The 15,138-nt window shown below is 75.9% G+C and carries 13 protein-coding genes and 1 riboswitch; of the genes, 9 read left to right on the top strand and 4 right to left on the bottom strand.

The features are described 5' to 3' along the window. Nucleotides 1–53 precede the first annotated feature (53 nt). The 3 genes from ABZ719_RS11500 to ABZ719_RS11490 are packed head-to-tail and all read left to right on the top strand — an operon-like array spanning nt 54 to nt 4,751. Complete coding sequence (locus ABZ719_RS11500) at nt 54–416, top strand: hypothetical protein (RefSeq protein WP_366724997.1); 363 nt, start codon at nt 54–56, stop codon at nt 414–416. Nucleotides 417–420: 4 nt separating this feature from the next. Then, nucleotides 421–3,297, top strand: coding sequence for a substrate-binding domain-containing protein (locus tag ABZ719_RS11495; protein WP_366724996.1), 2,877 nt, complete (start codon nt 421–423; stop codon nt 3,295–3,297). Further along, nucleotides 3,297–4,751, top strand: coding sequence for an extracellular solute-binding protein (locus ABZ719_RS11490; RefSeq protein ID WP_366724995.1), 1,455 nt, complete (start codon nt 3,297–3,299; stop codon nt 4,749–4,751). The genes ABZ719_RS11495 and ABZ719_RS11490 overlap by 1 nt, the downstream gene beginning before the upstream one ends. A gap of 57 nt (nt 4,752–4,808) precedes the next feature. Here ABZ719_RS11490 and ABZ719_RS11485 read toward each other — a convergent pair whose 3' ends face one another. After that, nucleotides 4,809–4,991: a hypothetical protein gene (locus ABZ719_RS11485; RefSeq protein ID WP_366724994.1), complete on the bottom strand. Its 183-nt coding sequence runs from the start codon at nt 4,989–4,991 to the stop codon at nt 4,809–4,811. 232 nt (nt 4,992–5,223) lie between these two features. Between ABZ719_RS11485 and ABZ719_RS11480 the strand changes: the two genes are divergently transcribed. After that, nucleotides 5,224–6,567, top strand: coding sequence for a helix-turn-helix transcriptional regulator (locus ABZ719_RS11480; protein ID WP_366724993.1), 1,344 nt, complete (start codon nt 5,224–5,226; stop codon nt 6,565–6,567). Nucleotides 6,568–6,601: 34 nt separating this feature from the next. On the opposite strand, the gene ABZ719_RS11475 is transcribed toward ABZ719_RS11480, so the two are convergent. Then, a complete protein-coding gene (locus ABZ719_RS11475; RefSeq protein WP_366724992.1) occupies nt 6,602–7,447 on the bottom strand; it encodes a hypothetical protein in 846 nt (281 codons plus the stop codon). A 178-nt stretch (nt 7,448–7,625) separates the two neighbouring features. Between ABZ719_RS11475 and ABZ719_RS11470 the strand changes: the two genes are divergently transcribed. After that, entirely contained in the window at nt 7,626–8,609 is a 984-nt protein-coding gene (locus ABZ719_RS11470) for a nucleoside hydrolase (RefSeq protein ID WP_366724991.1), read from the top strand. Between the two features lie 71 nt (nt 8,610–8,680). On the opposite strand, the gene ABZ719_RS11465 is transcribed toward ABZ719_RS11470, so the two are convergent. Beyond that, the gene (locus ABZ719_RS11465; protein WP_366724990.1) at nt 8,681–9,814 is read right to left on the bottom strand and encodes a HoxN/HupN/NixA family nickel/cobalt transporter; all 1,134 of its coding nucleotides are present in this window, start codon (nt 9,812–9,814) and stop codon (nt 8,681–8,683) included. Nucleotides 9,815–9,843: 29 nt separating this feature from the next. Next, nucleotides 9,844–10,028, bottom strand: a riboswitch (cobalamin riboswitch). Between the two features lie 80 nt (nt 10,029–10,108). Here ABZ719_RS11465 and ABZ719_RS11460 point away from each other — a divergent pair. The 4 genes from ABZ719_RS11460 (at nt 10,109) to ABZ719_RS11445 (ending at nt 14,057) form a co-directional block, all read left to right on the top strand. Continuing rightward, nucleotides 10,109–10,468, top strand: a complete 360-nt coding sequence (locus ABZ719_RS11460) for a metalloregulator ArsR/SmtB family transcription factor (protein ID WP_366724989.1) — start codon at nt 10,109–10,111, stop codon at nt 10,466–10,468. A gap of 307 nt (nt 10,469–10,775) precedes the next feature. Beyond that, entirely contained in the window at nt 10,776–12,443 is a 1,668-nt protein-coding gene (locus ABZ719_RS11455) for a glycoside hydrolase family 13 protein (RefSeq protein ID WP_366724988.1), read from the top strand. Nucleotides 12,444–12,932: 489 nt separating this feature from the next. Continuing rightward, nucleotides 12,933–13,088, top strand: a complete 156-nt coding sequence (locus ABZ719_RS11450; protein ID WP_366724987.1) for a hypothetical protein — start codon at nt 12,933–12,935, stop codon at nt 13,086–13,088. Between the two features lie 60 nt (nt 13,089–13,148). Next, nucleotides 13,149–14,057, top strand: a complete 909-nt coding sequence (locus ABZ719_RS11445; protein WP_366724986.1) for an NAD(P)-dependent oxidoreductase — start codon at nt 13,149–13,151, stop codon at nt 14,055–14,057. Nucleotides 14,058–14,064: 7 nt separating this feature from the next. Here ABZ719_RS11445 and ABZ719_RS11440 read toward each other — a convergent pair whose 3' ends face one another. Beyond that, entirely contained in the window at nt 14,065–15,027 is a 963-nt protein-coding gene (locus ABZ719_RS11440) for a hypothetical protein (protein WP_366724985.1), read from the bottom strand. Between the last annotated feature and the right edge of the window lie 111 nt (nt 15,028–15,138).

Below are 15,138 nucleotides of genomic sequence, written 5' to 3'. Positions count from 1 at the left end.
TGTTGTGTCCGCCCCCTCCCCAGGGCGTGCGCCCGGTGCCAGAATGGTGAGTTATGGCTGAGGGGGAGGGCGTGGCCGGCCGAGGTATCCGGGTCCGGCTGGACGGAAATGCGAGCAACCGGGACATCGACGCGCTGAAGGCGTGGCTGGAACGGGAGAACCCGCTGGAGGAGCTGGTCGCCGACGGGCGGCTGCGGATCCTCGAACGGCCGCGGTCCGACGCGCCGCCCGGCCACATGGGCGCGGGCATGGAGATCCTGCTGGTCCTGGCCGGCGCGGGCGCGGAGGTGCTGTTCGGCGAGCTGCTGGAGCAGACCAGGCGGGCGGTGGCGGCCTGGCGCGAGAACCGCCGCCGGGTGGAGCCCGGCCCGCCCCCCGAGGAGAGCGTCGATCCGGTGAACACCGGCGGGGAATAGTGCCGTGAGCCGTTTCGACCCGCGGGGGCGGGTGAACCGGGCACTGCTGGTCGGCGTATCGGAGTACGAGCACACGCAGCCGGCCGCCTGGGACGGGGTGGCCGGTCAGCTGCCCGCCGTCCGGCACAACGTCAGCCGGCTGCGGCAGGCCCTGCGGGGCGGGGTGTTCGAGGACCGGGAGATCACCGAGCGCCGCTCGCCCTCCCACGACGACTTCGGCGAGGACCTGCGCAAGGCCGCCCACGAGGCCGAGGGGCTGCTGCTGTGCTACTTCGCCGGGCACGGTGCCGTGCCCAGCGCGGGCAACGAGCTGTTCCTCCAGATGCGCAACGCGCGCGTGGTCGCCGGCGCCCAGGCGGTCTTCCCGAACGCGACCTCCTTCACGGAGGTGCTGACCGTGCTCGCCGGAAGCGGCGCGGAGCGGATCGTGGTGATCCTCGACTGCTGCTACGCGGGCAACGCCGCCAAGGTGTGGCACGACTTCCCCGGCCGGCAGAAGATCCTGCTGCTGATGAGCGTCCAGGCCAACCGGCTGATCGACTCCGGTGACGGCACGGGGCCGACCCCGTTCACCGACGCGCTCGTACGGCTCCTGGGGACGGACGACGGGGAGCTGTCGCTGCTGGAGGCCTTCGCGCACCTGCGGGGACGGATGCTGGCGGCGGGTCTCACGACCGCCTTCGGGGACCCGTGGGAGCCGCAGCTCGCCGCCGCGCCGGACACGGACGTACTGCTGGCGGGGGGCCGCCCGGCCGAACCCGACCCGGTGCCCGGTCCGTCCCGCCCGGTGCCGTCCGATCCGCCCCGGCCGCCCCGTCCGGTCACGCAGGATCCGCCCCCTCCGGTCACGGTCACGCAGGATCCGCCCGTGCCGGTCCCACCCGAGCCGACGGTCACGTCCAGCCCGGCGGTCACGTCCATCCCGCCGGTCACCTTCATCCCGCCGGTCGTCCCCGACCCGCCGGACACACAGGGACCGCTGGACCCGCCCGGGCCGCCCGGGCCGCCGGGCCCGCACCCCGGGTCCTCGCCCGGTCCGGGTCCAGGCCCGTCCGGCGAGCAGGAGGGCGGGGAGCCGCCGGAACCCTGGGTCCGGCGCGCGCTCGCGGCCCTGGCCGGGGCGGCCGGGGCGGCCGGAGCGCTGCCCGGCGCGCTGGTGCGGTGGGCCCGGCGCCTCCGGTTACCGGGCCGCGTCGCCGTGGCCACCGCCCTCGTCCTGGCGCTCGCCGGTGTCGGCTACGCCGGGCACCGGTTCCTCACCACCGGCGGCGGAGCCGAGTGCGGGCCGGCGCTGGAACTGCGGGTGCTGACCGACCCCGACCTGGAGCCGGTGGTCCGCACGGCCGCGGACACCTACCTCACCTCGGACGCGAACACCGACGGGCACGGCTGCCGCCGCACCGGCATCACCGTCTACAGCGCGGGCGCCGGCGCGGCGCTCACCGCGCTGCGCGAGCAGACCGACGCCTGGCAGGAGCCCCACGAGGAGGACACCAACCCGCAGCGGGACGTCGGTCCGCAGCCGGACGTCTGGATCCCCGCCTCCGCCACGGACGTGGCCCGCGTCACCACCGACCCGGGCGGGCGCTCCTTCGTCGAACTGCATCCGGACACCCGGCCGTTCGCGTACTCGCCGGTGGTCCTGGCCGTGCCGCGGGACATCGCCGGCGAGCGGGCGCAGCAGCGCTCCGGGCTGCCGCTGGCCCGGCTGGTGGCGGACCTGCGCGAGCGGGACGCGGGCGCGGGCGTGCTGCGCGCCGACCCGGAGGTCACCGACTCCGCGCTGCTGGCGACCATCGGCCTCTACGGCGGCGGCGCCGACCCGCGCGGCGCCGAGCAGAGCGTGCGCGGCACCGGACCGCCCGCCGCGACGGCGGCCGCGCTGCTGTGCTCGCTGCCGGCCGACCCCGCCGCCGACCGCCGTACGGCCGTCCTCGTCCCCGAGTTCCTGCTCGACAGCGGGGTGGGCTGCGCGCAGCGCACCCGGGTGCCGCGGACCGGGGAGTACCCCTCCGACGTGCCGGCCCTGACGCCCACCTTCGTGCGGGTCGGCTGGGACGGCGGGGACCGGGACGCCGCGGCGCGGCAGGACGCCGTGGAACGCTTCCGCGCGTGGCTGACCGGCGGGGACGGGCTCGCCGCGTTCGCCGGCGCCGGTTTCCGCTCCGCCGCGGGCGCCGGGCACCCGCTGCTGGATCCCGGTCCCGCGGCCACCGGTGTGCTGCGCGAGGCCGGGCCGCTGCCGGAGGCCGCCGGGCGGGCGGCGATGGACACGGCACTCGCCCGCTACCGCAGCGCCGACGGCCCCGGCCGGGTCCTCTACCTCCTGGACAGTTCCGGCTCGATGCACAAGTGGTGGCCCGGGCCCAGCGGCGGCCCCGGCATCCTGAAGCAGTCCCTGGGCGGGCTCGGCACCCAGGACGAGTACGGCGTGTGGGGCGTCTACGAGGGCTCCGGCGGGCAGCACCACGACGAGGTGCTGGACTTCGGCCCCCACCGCCGCGCGGACGCCGAGCGGCGGGTCGGCGCGGCGGCGCGGGTGCGGGACGCCGAGTCCGATCCGCACGCGGCGCTGCTGGCCGCGCTCGACTTCATGGCGCAGCGCGGCGCCGACGACAAGCGGCCGCAGCTGATCGTGTACATCACCGACGACGAGGACGACAACCGGCTGACCGGGAAGAACCTCTCCCAGGTGCTGGACCGGGCCCGGCACCGGGGGGTGCCGGTGGACATGGTGTCCCTGGTCGGCGGCTCCTGCGACCAGGGCCGTCCGGCGGCGACGGTCGCCGCGGCGAGTCACGGCCGCTGCCTGGACGTCGGCGACGACCTCGGCACCGTCCTGCACGACGAGGTCGCCCGGGTGGGGACGGGGGAGGACTGATGCGGCGAGGGACCGACCGGCGCGCGCGGCGGCCGGGACGCCTGCCCGGCACGCGTCCGCGGGGCCGGTGCGGGGTGTTCGGGCGGGCCGGTGCGCTCGCGGGGGCGGTGCTGTTGCTCGGTGCCGCCGCCTGTACCGGCGGGGACCGCGACCCGGACGCGGCGCAGTCGTCCGCCGCCGACGTGCCCGGGGAGATCGTCGTGGCCAGCGGCCGGGACGTGACCGGCAAGAACGGCATCCGGCAGCAGCTCATCGACGCCTGGAACCGGCAGCAGGACAAGGAGAACACGGGCTACCACGCCCGCCTCGTCGAGCTGCCCGGCTCCGCCGACGAGCAGCGCAGCCAGCTGCTGGGCGCCCTGCAGTCGGGCAGCGCCGACTACGACGTGGTCAACCTGGACGTGACCTGGGTCCCGGAGTTCGCCGAGGCGGGACTGATCGCACCGCTGCCGCAGGACACCCTCGACGGTGACGTCATCGGGCCGGTCGCCGCCACGGCGTACTGGAAGGACCAGGTCTACGCGGTGCCGTTCAACACGGACGTGGGGCTGCTGTACTACCGGCGCGACTACCTGCGGGCGGCGGGGATCCAGCAGACCACGCTGGAGGCGGGCACCACCTGGACGGACCTGCGCGACCTCGCCGACACCCTGGACGCGCACCCGCCCAAGGGCTTCGAGAAGGCCTGGACGACCCAGCTCGCCGCCTACGAGGGCCGCACGGTCAACGCGGTGGAGGCGTTCGCGTCCGCCACCAAGGACTTCGCGCTCACCGACGGCTCCGGTCACTACACCGCCAGCCGCCAGGAACTGGCCGACGGCATCGCGGAACTGCGCCGGCGCACGGAGAAGCCGTACACCCTGGACCACGCGTTCACCTCCGACGAGGCCGCCTCGCTCAGTGACTTCGCGAGCGGGCGCACCGCCTTCCTGCGGCAGTGGCCGTACGCCTACGGCACTCTCCACCAGACCTTCTCGGCCGACCAGGTGGGCGTGGCGCCGCTGCCCGGCCGGGCGGTGCTCGGCGGGCAGAACCTGGCGGTGGCCCGCTCCTCGAACCGGGCCGGGAAGGCCGCCCAGCTCATCGCCTACCTCACCGACGCGCAGAGCGAACGGTGCCTGCTGGACGCCGGGTTCGCCGCGACCCGCACGTCGGCGTACACCGACGACCATGTGAGGTGCGCGGTGGGCGGGGGCGCGCCGGCGGCACCCACCGGGGAGAGCACCGACCGGACACCGCGCGACGCGGCCGGCCGGCCGGACTACGCCCGCCGCATCCTCTACCCCGCCCTCACGCACGCGGTCCCGCGCCCGCGCACCCCCCTGTACGGCGCCTTCACCCAGACCTTCACCACCGAACTGGGCCGGCTCTTCACCGCCGACCCGCCGAGCGACGCGGCCCTGGCCGGCAGCCTGGACGAGGCCCTGCGCAAGGTGCTGCCGGGCCGTTCCTAGCAGTGCCCGGTCAGGGCGGCGGACCCCGTCGTCCGCTCCCGGCGGCCTGCCTCGCCACTAGCGGTCCTGGACGGCGGCCTGCTGGACGGGGGCGGGGGCGGGGGCGGGGTCGGTGGCGGCCGGGGCGGGGTTCGCGTTGGCCGCCGCGACCAGGGCGGCGACGGCGACGAGGGCCGCGCCGAAGCCCCTGACGTGACGTCCACGGATGTGACCAGGGCGCGCGACAGGGCGTCCGAGCACGGCGACCGACCTCACAGCGACAGGGAACGACAGTGGGGGGTTAAGCAGGTTTAACGTACTCCCCAACCTAGGGGGTGGGAGCGCTCGGCCGGAAGAGGGGCAGGGCCGGAACGAAGGGCGGAACAGGACCATGGGCAGCGGGAGTTGAGGCCAGACGGGCGGATCGTCCCGGTGGCGGGGAGGAGGCGGTGCCGGCCGCTCGGCAAGCCCGCTTACTGGCATGATGAACCGCATGGCGAAGCGGGACGACCCGGAGACCATCGGGCGCAGGGTGCAGCGGCTGCGGCGCGAACGGGGCATGACACAGCGGCAGTTGGCCGAGCCCGCGTACACGCCCGCCTACGTCTCCACCCTGGAGGCCGGCCGGGTGCGCCCCTCCGAGGCCGCGCTGCGCCACCTCGCCGAACGGCTCGGCGTCGCCTTCGAGGAACTGGCCACCGGCCGCCCCGCCCACCTCGCCACCGACCTGCGCCTGCGGCTGACCGAGGCGCAGCGGACCCTGGCCACCGGGGAGACCGGCAAGGCGGCCGGCCTGTACGCCCGGCTGCTCGCCGAGGCCGAGGACCACGAACTCACCGACATCCAGGCCGACGCGCTCCTCGGACTCGGCGAGTGCGCCCTGGAGACCGGGGAGCTGGAGAGCGGGCGGCAGTACTTCGAACGGTCGGAACGGGTGCTGGCCGACGCCCCGCTGACCGCGCGCGTCCCGGCCCTGCGCGGCCGTGCCGTCTCCCACTACCTCACCGGCGAACTGCGGTACGCCGTCTACCTCTTCGAGTCCACGCTCGACGAACTCAACCGCGCCGGGCTGCACGATCCCGACGCCCTGCTGCTGCTCTACGCGAGCGTCATCGGGCCGTACATGGACATGGGCGCGCACGCGCGGGCCGCGCAGGCCGCCGAGTTCGCCCTCGCGCTGGCCCCGCAGGCGGGCGATCCCGCGCTGGTGGCCCGTATGCACCGGTCGGTGGCCCGCACCCTGCTCGCCGAGGGCCGGATCGCCGAGGCGGACGCCTCGCTCGCCAAGGCCGCCGAACTGTACCGGCACCTCCAGCTGCGCACCGAACTCGCCAACTGCCACTGGATGCGCGGCTACGTCTGCGCGCAGAACGGCGAACTGGAGCGGGCCGAGAGCGAGTTGCGGGCAGCGCTGGACATGCTGACCGCCAAGCGGGCCGCGCTCTACACCCGGCAGGTCGCCGTCGAGCTGGCCGACGTCCTGCACCGGCGCGGCCGGTCGCGGGAGGCCGCGGACCTGCTGCGGGACGTGCTCGGCGACCTCTCCTCGGAACGGGGCGCGATGCACGCCGCCGCCGCGCACCGCCTGCTCGGCATCATCGCCGAGGATGCCCGCGACGCGGAGGCCGCCGAGGAGCACTACGTCCGCGCGCTGAGCCTGCTGGAGCGGGCCGGCGCCGCCGGTGACCTGGCCGACCTCTGCCGTCTCCTCGGTGACCTGCTGCGCCGCACCGGCCGGGTGGAGGCGGCCCTGGACGCCTACCGCACCGGTCTGGGCCACCGGACGGCACCGGGCACGACCACCCTGGGCCCGGCACCGGCGCAGCCGCTGCTGTGACCCCGGGGGCGCCGGCCCCCTCCCTGGCCGGTGCTCAGGCCTGGGCGCGGCCGGCGCGGCGGACGGCCTTCAGACGCTCGACGCCCTTCTGGACCGCCTGGACGGTGGCGTCGGAGGCGAGGGCGCCGGGGGCGCCGTCGGTGAGGGTGAGCGCGTCGCCGCCGACGCGCACGGCGACGATGTCCAGCGTGAGCGTGGTGACGTCCGCCCCGTCGGAGCCGTCCGAGCCGTTGCCGTCCGTCTCGTCCGTGCCCTCCGCGCCGTCCGCCCCGTCCGGCGGTCCGGTGAAGGTGACCCGCAGTCCCTGCCGGGCGTCGCCGGCGGCGGGCAGGGCCAGGTCGCCGACCCGCACGGTCTGCTCGCCCGCCCGGGGGGTCGTCGCCGTGAACCGGGCGCACGTCCTCGGCAGCGTCCGCAGCCACGCCAGCGCGCGGTCCACGTCCGCCGGGCGCGGTGAGAGGACCTGGTGGCGCAGTTGGGCGCCGTCGTCGCCGTCGTCGAAACCGGTCACCGCGTACGTCCCGGTGGGAGCGCCGAGCGGCTGGTCGGCGTAGAGCGCGTCGAGCAGCCGCCGGCAGTCCGCCGGTGCCGCCTCGGCCCGCGCCTTGAGGATGCCGTCCCGCCAGGTCGCGGCGCCGTCGGTCGGCTCCCAGGGGACACCGAGGTCGGCCACGGTGAGCAGCGCGGCCTGCGCCTGGGCGGCGGTGAGCGCGGCGGCGGACGGCGAGGCGGGGGCGGCGGGCCGGGTGGCCGCGGCGGCGGACGGCGAGGCACCGGCGGCCCGCTCCGCCGGTCCGGAGCCGCAGGCGGAGACCGCCGGCAGGGCGCCCGCGCAGAGCACGGCGGCGGCAAGGGCACGGACGGCCGGGGGACGGGGCATGGGCGGATCCTCCACGGGAACGGGCACGACGTGAACCGGACGGTCCTCCCACGGCACCACCGAGCCGGGCTCCCCACCACCGCGCCGGTCCGTCCGGGTGAGGCCCGCCCGCCGCACAGGCATAGGGTCGGTACGAAGGAGCGCACGCACGTTTCCGACGTTTCCGAGGGAGCCCGCCGTGACCGAGCAGTCCGCCTCCGACGCCACGCCCGTGATCATCGACTGCGACACCGGTGTCGACGACGCGCTCGCCCTGCTGTTCGCCGTGCGCCACCCGGGGCTCGACCTGCGCGCGGTGACCTGCGTGGCCGGGAACACGGACGTGGACCAGGTGGTGCGCAACACGCTGACCGTGCTGGAGCAGGCGGGCGCGCCCCGGATCCCCGTCGCGCGGGGCGCCGAACGCCCGCTGATCGAGCCCCTGCGCACCGCCCACCACGTGCACGGCCGGGACGGCATGGGCGACCTCCGCCTGCCCGCTCCGGTCCGCCGGCCCGCCGACGTGGACGCGGTGACGCTGCTGCGGCGCGAGATCCTCGGCTCGCCCCGCCCGGTCACCCTGATCCCCACCGCGCCGCTGACCAACATCGCCCTGCTGCTGCGCACCCACCCCGAGGTGACGCGCAACATCGAGCGGATCGTGTTCATGGGCGGCGCGGTGGCCACCGGGAACGCCACGGCGGTCGCCGAGTTCAACGTCTGGCACGACCCGGAGGCCGCCGCGGTCCTGCTCACCGCCGGGGTGCCGGTCACGATGTACGGACTCGACGTGTTCGAGCGGGTGATCGTCCCGGCCGCTGACGTGCGGCGGCTGAGCGGCAGCGGCGAGGCGGGCGCGCGGCTGGCCGGCCGGCTGCTGTCCCACCGCGACCCGGTGACGAGCGAGGAGGACCCGGCGGGCGGTCTCGGTGACGCGGGAGCGGTCTGCGCGGTCGCCGACCCGGCGGGCCTGACCACGCGCCGGCTGCCGGTCGAGGTGAACCTCGCACCCGGCCCGGCGCGCGGGCAGACGGTCGTCGACCGCCGCGCGCGCCCCGGCGAGGCGGAACTGCACGGCGAGGCGCGCGAACAGCAACTGGTGGACGTCGCCCTGGACATCGACGTGGAGCGGTACGTGAAGCTGTACCTGGCCACCGTCGAAGCGGGCGGCGCGGGAGCCTAGCCCGGCCCCGCCGGGCGGGCCCGGCCCCGGCCCCGCCCGGCGGGTCCTCGCCCGGTCCGGCCGGGCGGGTCCTAGTCGGTCTCCGCGGTCCCGACCCGCACCGCCCAGCGCTGTTCGACGCGGGCCACCTTCCAGTACGCCAGCGCGGCCGCCCACACCACCACGAACAGTCCGACGATGACGTACCCCACGTGGTCGAGGTCGAGGCCGGCGATCCAGCCGGTGACCGTGTCGCTCAGGTCGAGCTTGTCGTGCAGGACGCCGACCAGCTCGATCGTGCCGATGAAGAAGGCGACCGCGATGGACAGGCCGGTGATGGTCAGGTTGTAGAACACCTTGCGGACGGGGTTCGAGAACGCCCACTGGTAGGCGAAGTTCATGAACGTGCCGTCCAGGGTGTCGAACAGGCTCATGCCGGCCGCGAACAGCAGCGGCAGGCAGAGGATCGCGTACCAGGGCAGTCCGGCCGCCGCGCCCGAACCGGCCATCACCATCAGCGTGACCTCGGTGGCGGTGTCGAAGCCGAGGCCGAAGAGGAAGCCGAGCGGGTACATCTGGCCGGGCCGGGACACCGACTTGGTGAGGCGGCCCAGGATCCGGTTCATGAACCCCCGTGAATCCAGGTGGGCCTCCAGCTCCCGCTCGTCGTACGTGCCCGCGCGCATCGCCCGGAAGACCTTGAGGATGCCGACGAGGGCGACCAGGTTGAGGGCGGCGATGAGGTAGAGGAAGGAGCCCGAGACGGTGGTGCCGACGATGCCGAGCGTCTGGTGCGTACGGGAGTCGTCGTTCATCAGCGTGCCGGCGAGCTGGGCGCCGCCCGCCACCAGCGCGGCCATGGCCACCACCACGCTGGAGTGGCCCAGCGCGAACCAGAAGCCCACCGACACCGGCCGCTTGCCGTCGGCCATCAGCTTGCGGGTGGTGTTGTCGATGGCGGCGATGTGGTCGGCGTCGAAGGCGTGCCGCATGCCGAGGGTGTAGGCGGTGACGCCGAGGCCGATGCCGAAGGCCTTGGTGCCGACCTGGTAGTGCTCGGGGACGACGAGCAGGAACAGGATGCCGAAGGCGACGATGTGCAGGGCGGCTATCACCGCCAGCAGGCCCGCGGTCTTGAGGGTGTCCTCACGGCGCCAGCGGAAGGACGCCCGCGGGGGCCCCGTGGGGGCGGACGTCGGCGTCGGGACAGGCTCGGGCAGGGTCATCCGGTATCACGCTCCAGCACCTCGTGGATCACTTCGTGAGCTGCCGTGGCCGGTCTCCTGGCTTAGGGTCCGTACGTTCTCCCCTCCTGCCTTCCCGGTCGTGCGACCAGTGGCCCGGCGGATGCCGGACGGAAGGGGAACTCCCCGATCACAGTGGCGAGGGCCGCGTCGGCTTCGCACCGACTTCCCGAGCACCACGGCCCGCCCACGGTAGAGGGACGGACCGTCGCCTGCATAGCTGCATACCTGCGCAGGTGCCGAAGATCACCCGCGGGTGCCTGCGAGGATGGGGGCATGCATCTCGTCCCTGCCGACCGCGCGGAGCGTCGCACCATCGACGGCCACCGGGTGTGCGACGCCATCGCGGCGATCGGGGAGCCCGGTCACGTCCGCGCGTGGGCGCAGCGCTTCTCGCTGCTGGCCGACCCCAAGCGGCTCGCCCTGCTGCTGGCCCTGCACCGCACCGGCCCACTGGCCGTCTCCGACCTCGCCGTCGCCACCGGCATGAAGGACCCGGCGGTCTCCCAGGCCCTGCGGCTGCTGCGCGCGGCGGGCACCGTGGAGGGCGAGAAGGAGGGCCGCGTGGTGCGCTACCGGCTGGTGGACGAGGACGTACGGCACCTGCTGGAGCACTGCGCGGCGGACACGGACTGACACCGCGGCGCCGGCCCGGCGGCCGGAGGGGCGCCGGGCCCGGGCACACGGCGCCCTCACCCGGTGCGACGGTGCCCCGCCCGGTGCGACGGCGTCCCCGCCCGGTGCCGCGCCCGTTCGGTGTCACGGTGCTCCCGCCTGGTGCGGGGCCCGTTGGGGGGCAGGGCGCCCCCGCCAGGCGCGCGCCACGCCGTCACCCCACCCCGCCCGGTCGTTCCCCTGTGCGCCGGTACGGCACGGCGTGTTGGCTTTTCCGGTGATCTGGACAGATTCTCTGTGTCGCTCCGCCGCACACAGAGGAGACCGCGTGACCGACCGCACCGACGACACGCCGCCCGACCTGTCCTCCCGAAGTCCCGACTGGTGGCGGCAGGCCGTCGTCTACCAGGTCTACCCCCGCAGCTTCGCCGACGCCGACGGCGACGGTCTCGGCGACCTGCGGGGCATCACCCAGCGGCTGACGCACCTCGCCGCCCTCGGCGTGGACGCCGTGTGGCTCAGCCCGTTCTACCCGTCCGAACTGGCCGACGGCGGCTACGACGTCGCCGACCACCGGGACGTCGACCCCCGCCTCGGCACCCTCGACGACTTCGACGCGCTGGTCACCGAGGCGCACCGCCTGGGTCTGAAGGTGATCGCCGACATCGTCCCCAACCACAGTTCGCACCGGCACCGCTGGTTCCAGGAGGCGCTGCGGGCCGGGCCGGGCTCGGCCGCCCGCGACCGGTACGTCTTCCGGGACGGGCGCGGCGCCCACGGCGAACTGCCGCCCACCGACTGGCAGTCCGTCTTCGGCGGCAGCGCCTGGCAGCGGGTGCCCGACGGACAGTGGTACCTGCACCTGTTCGCGCCCGAGCAGCCCGACTTCAACTGGGCCCACGAGGAGGTCCGCGCCGACTTCCGCACCACCCTGCGCTTCTGGTCCGACCGGGGTGTGGACGGCTTCCGCGTCGACGTGGCGCACGCCCTGGTCAAGGACCTCGACGAGCCGCTGCGCGACGTCGGGAACCTCGGCGCCACCGGCGAGGACGCGCTGCCGCGCGTCGAGCCGGGCAGCCACCCGTACTGGGACCGCGACGAGGTCCACGAGATCTACCGTGACTGGCGCAAGATCTTCGACGCCTACACACCGCCCCGCACGGCCGTCGCCGAGGCCTGGGTGCCCGACGCGCGGCGCGCCCTGTACGCGCGCCCGGACGAACTGGGCCAGGCCTTCAACTTCGAGTACCTGCAGACCGGCTGGGACGCGGACGCGCTGCGCCGGACCATCGCCGCCTCCCTGGACACCGCCCGGGCCGCCGGAGCCTCGGCCACCTGGGTGCTGTCCAACCACGACGTGGTCCGCCACGCCTCCCGGCTGATGCTGCCGCCGGGCACGGACGAGAACGCCTGGCTGCTGTCCGGCGGCCGCGCGCCCGCCCTCGACGCGGAGGCCGGACTGCGCCGCGCCCGCGCGGCGACCCTGCTGATGCTGGCGCTGCCCGGTTCGGCCTACCTCTACCAGGGTGAGGAACTGGGCCTGCCCGAGGTGGCCGACCTGCCCGCCGAGGTGCTCCAGGACCCGGTCTGGGAGCAGACCGGCCACGTCCGCAAGGGCAGGGACGGCTGCCGTGTGCCGCTGCCGTGGACGACGACCGGGCCGTCGTACGGCTTCGGTCCGGCCGGGGCCTGGCTGCCGCAGCCCGCGCACTTCGCGGCGTACGCCGTCCAGGCGCAGGACGGCGTGGCGGGCTCGACGCTGGAGCTGTACCGCACGGCCCTGCGGCTGCGCCGCAAACTGCTCGCGGGCGAGTCGCTGACCTGGGCGGAGGACACCCCGGCGGGTGTGCTGGCGTTCGCCCGCCGTGACGGCTGGCGGTGTGTCACCAACCTGTCGGACACGGAGGTCGCGCTGCCGCCCGGTGAGGTGCTGCTGAGCAGCGCGCCGCTGAGCGGACGCCGGCTCGCCCCGGACACCACCGTGTGGCTCGCCTAGCCCCGGCCCACGCACCGCCCGCGCGGGCCGGCCTCCGCCCGGCCCCCTCGTGTCCGGTCGGTCTCCGCCTGGTCCGCTCGTGACGGGCCGGTCTCTGCCTGGCCGTCCGCGCGGGGCGGTCTCCGCCCGGTCCGCTCACCCTGCCAAGGGGCCGGGGTCGGGCGCCGGTCCGCCGCCGTGCGGCGGGGCCCGGACGCCGGTGTGCTGTCGGGGGCTGGGCGCACGAGGTGGTGTCCGGCGGCGGGGGCCGGGGGCACGAGGTGGTGTCCGGCGGCGGGGGCCGGGGGCACGAGGTGGTGTCCGGCGGCGGGGGCTGGGGGCGTGGGGTGGTGTCCGGCGGCGGGCAGGGTGATGCCGCGCACCCGGGGCGGTCCCGCGGCGGCTCGCGTCCGGCGCGGGCGGTGGCCGAAGCGGCCCCCGGCTCCGGGCCGCCGGCCGCGGTGAGGACAATGTGCGGGCAAGCAGGTCCTCCGGCTGCCGCACGGCCTCGTGAGCACGCAGACGATCCCCTTCACCGTGGTCGTCGACCCGGAGGGCAGGGCCGCGGCCGTCCGGATCGGCACGACGTCCCAGGCGCGGACGGCGGAGATCCTCACGCCGCTGCTGCCGGGCACGGCGAAGGCGGCGGGCGGGCCGGAACACTGAACCGGGCGGACAATGACCGGGTGCACGGCATCCGTCCACAGGCCTCGTGAAGGGAACGACATGGCTGACCTGACCACCGGGACCCGGACCGTCGGTGTGCTGGGCACCGGCATCATGGGCGCCGCGATGGCCCGCAACCTCCTGCGTGCCGGACACACCGTCCGGGTCTGGAACCGCACCCCCGCCAAGGCCGGCCCCCTGGCCGCCGACGGCGCGCAGGTCGCCGGCTCCGCCGCCGACGCGGTCCGCGACGCCGACGTGATCCTGACGATGCTGTACGACGGCGGCACGGTGCTGGAGGTGATGCGCGAGGCCGCGCCGGCGGCCCGCGCGGGCGCCGTCTGGGCGCAGTCGACCACCGCCGCGGTGGAGTCGGCCGGCGAACTCGCGGACCTGGCCCGCCGGTACGGCCTGCTCTTCTACGACGCCCCCGTGCTCGGCACCAGGCAGCCCGCCGAGGCGGGGCAGCTCACCGTGCTGGCCGCCGGACCCGCCGAGGGCCGCGAGGCGGTGACGCCCGTGTTCGACGCGGTCGGCGCGCGCACCGTGTGGACCGGCGAGGACGGCGCTGCGGCCGGTGCGACCCGGCTGAAACTGGTGGCCAACAGCTGGGTCGTCGCGGTCACCGCGGCCGCCGGCGAGACCCTGGCGCTGGCCAAGGGGCTCGGCGTGGACCCGGCGGGTTTCTTCGACCTGATCTCCGGCGGCCCGCTCGACATGGGCTACCTGCACGCCAAGGCCGGGCTCATCCTCGACGGCGGGCTGCTGCCGCCGAGCTTCGCCGTGAGCACCGCGGAGAAGGACGCCCGTCTGATCGTCGAGGCCGGTGAGCGGCACGGTGTGCGCCTCGACGTGGCCGCCGCGAGCGCGGAGCGCCTGGCCCGCGCGGCCGCCCAGGGGCACGGCGGCGAGGACATGGCCGCGGCCTACTTCGCCAGCTTCGACGAGCCGGGGCCCGCCGCCGGCTGACCGGGTGTCAGCCCAGGCAGAGGACCAGCAGGCAGAGCTGCGGGGACGAGGGGGAGGACGGGGACGCCGGGTCCGTGGCGGCGGGGCCGGCCGGCGCGGTGCCGGAGGAGGAGCCGCCCGCCGTGCCGGAACCGGACGACGGATGCTGCGCCGTCGTGCCCGAGGAACCGGCCGGGGCCGCACCGCCGGTGCCCGAAGCGGAGGACGATCCGGAGGAACCGGAACCGGAACCGGAACCCGAGCCCGAGCCCGAGCCGGGGGCCGTGGCCGTGGACGTGCCCGCCCGGTGGTCCTGGCCGGTCGCCGGGTGCGTGGAGGGCGGCCCGGCCGGGTCCGCCGCCGCGTGCGGGGCGGCGGTGTAGGGGCGGACGCCCTGCTGCGCGGTGGCGTCGCGGGAGGTCCCGGCGGACGCGGACCGGGTGGGCGCGGGGCCGGCCGCGGAGGTCCGGGCGGAGGATGCGGGCTTCGCGTGCCGGGCGCCGGGGGAAGGGACCGTCCCGTCCGGCCGGGCGGGCTGCACGGCCAGGCTGTCCGGGTGCAGGTCCTTGGGCGCGGGGGCCGCCTGGGCGCGGTCGGCGGTGTGCCGGTCCATCGAGGCGACGGTCAGACCGCCGCCGACCAGGGCCACCGCGGTGGCGACCAGAGCCCGGCGCTGGGTCTTCTTCCAGCGGGCCCGCTGCCGGCGCCGCGCCGCCCGTCCCGGCCGCTCCCGCACCGGCGCCGGCGACAGGTCCTCCGTCACCGGCAGGTCCAGGGAATCAGGGCCGCCATGAGCGGCCGGGCCCTTGGCGGCGAGGGGCGCGCCGGGCTCCGCGAACGGCTCGTGAGCCGGGTCCGCCGCCGGGCCCGGGGCGAACGGGACCGCCGCGTCGGCGGTGGCGTTCGGGGCTATGTCCGGCGCGTACGCCCCGCAACCGGGGCAGACCAGAGCACCGTTGAGGTGCCGTCGGCATGTGGAGCAGTAGTCCATGCGGGTCTTCCTGGGTCGGCTGCCGGGCGGCCAGTCACGCTAACAAGCGTCCCGGGGCCCTGTGTGGAGCCTGTGTGACACTCCTGCGCGGATTCGGCGCCCGGTCTCGTC

This window comes from Streptomyces sp. NPDC006743, from assembly GCF_040703815.1.
Taxonomy (GTDB): Bacteria; Actinomycetota; Actinomycetes; order Streptomycetales; family Streptomycetaceae; genus Streptomyces.
Note: the sequence above shows the minus strand (reverse complement) of the source record. Positions and strands in the feature narration are given on the sequence as shown.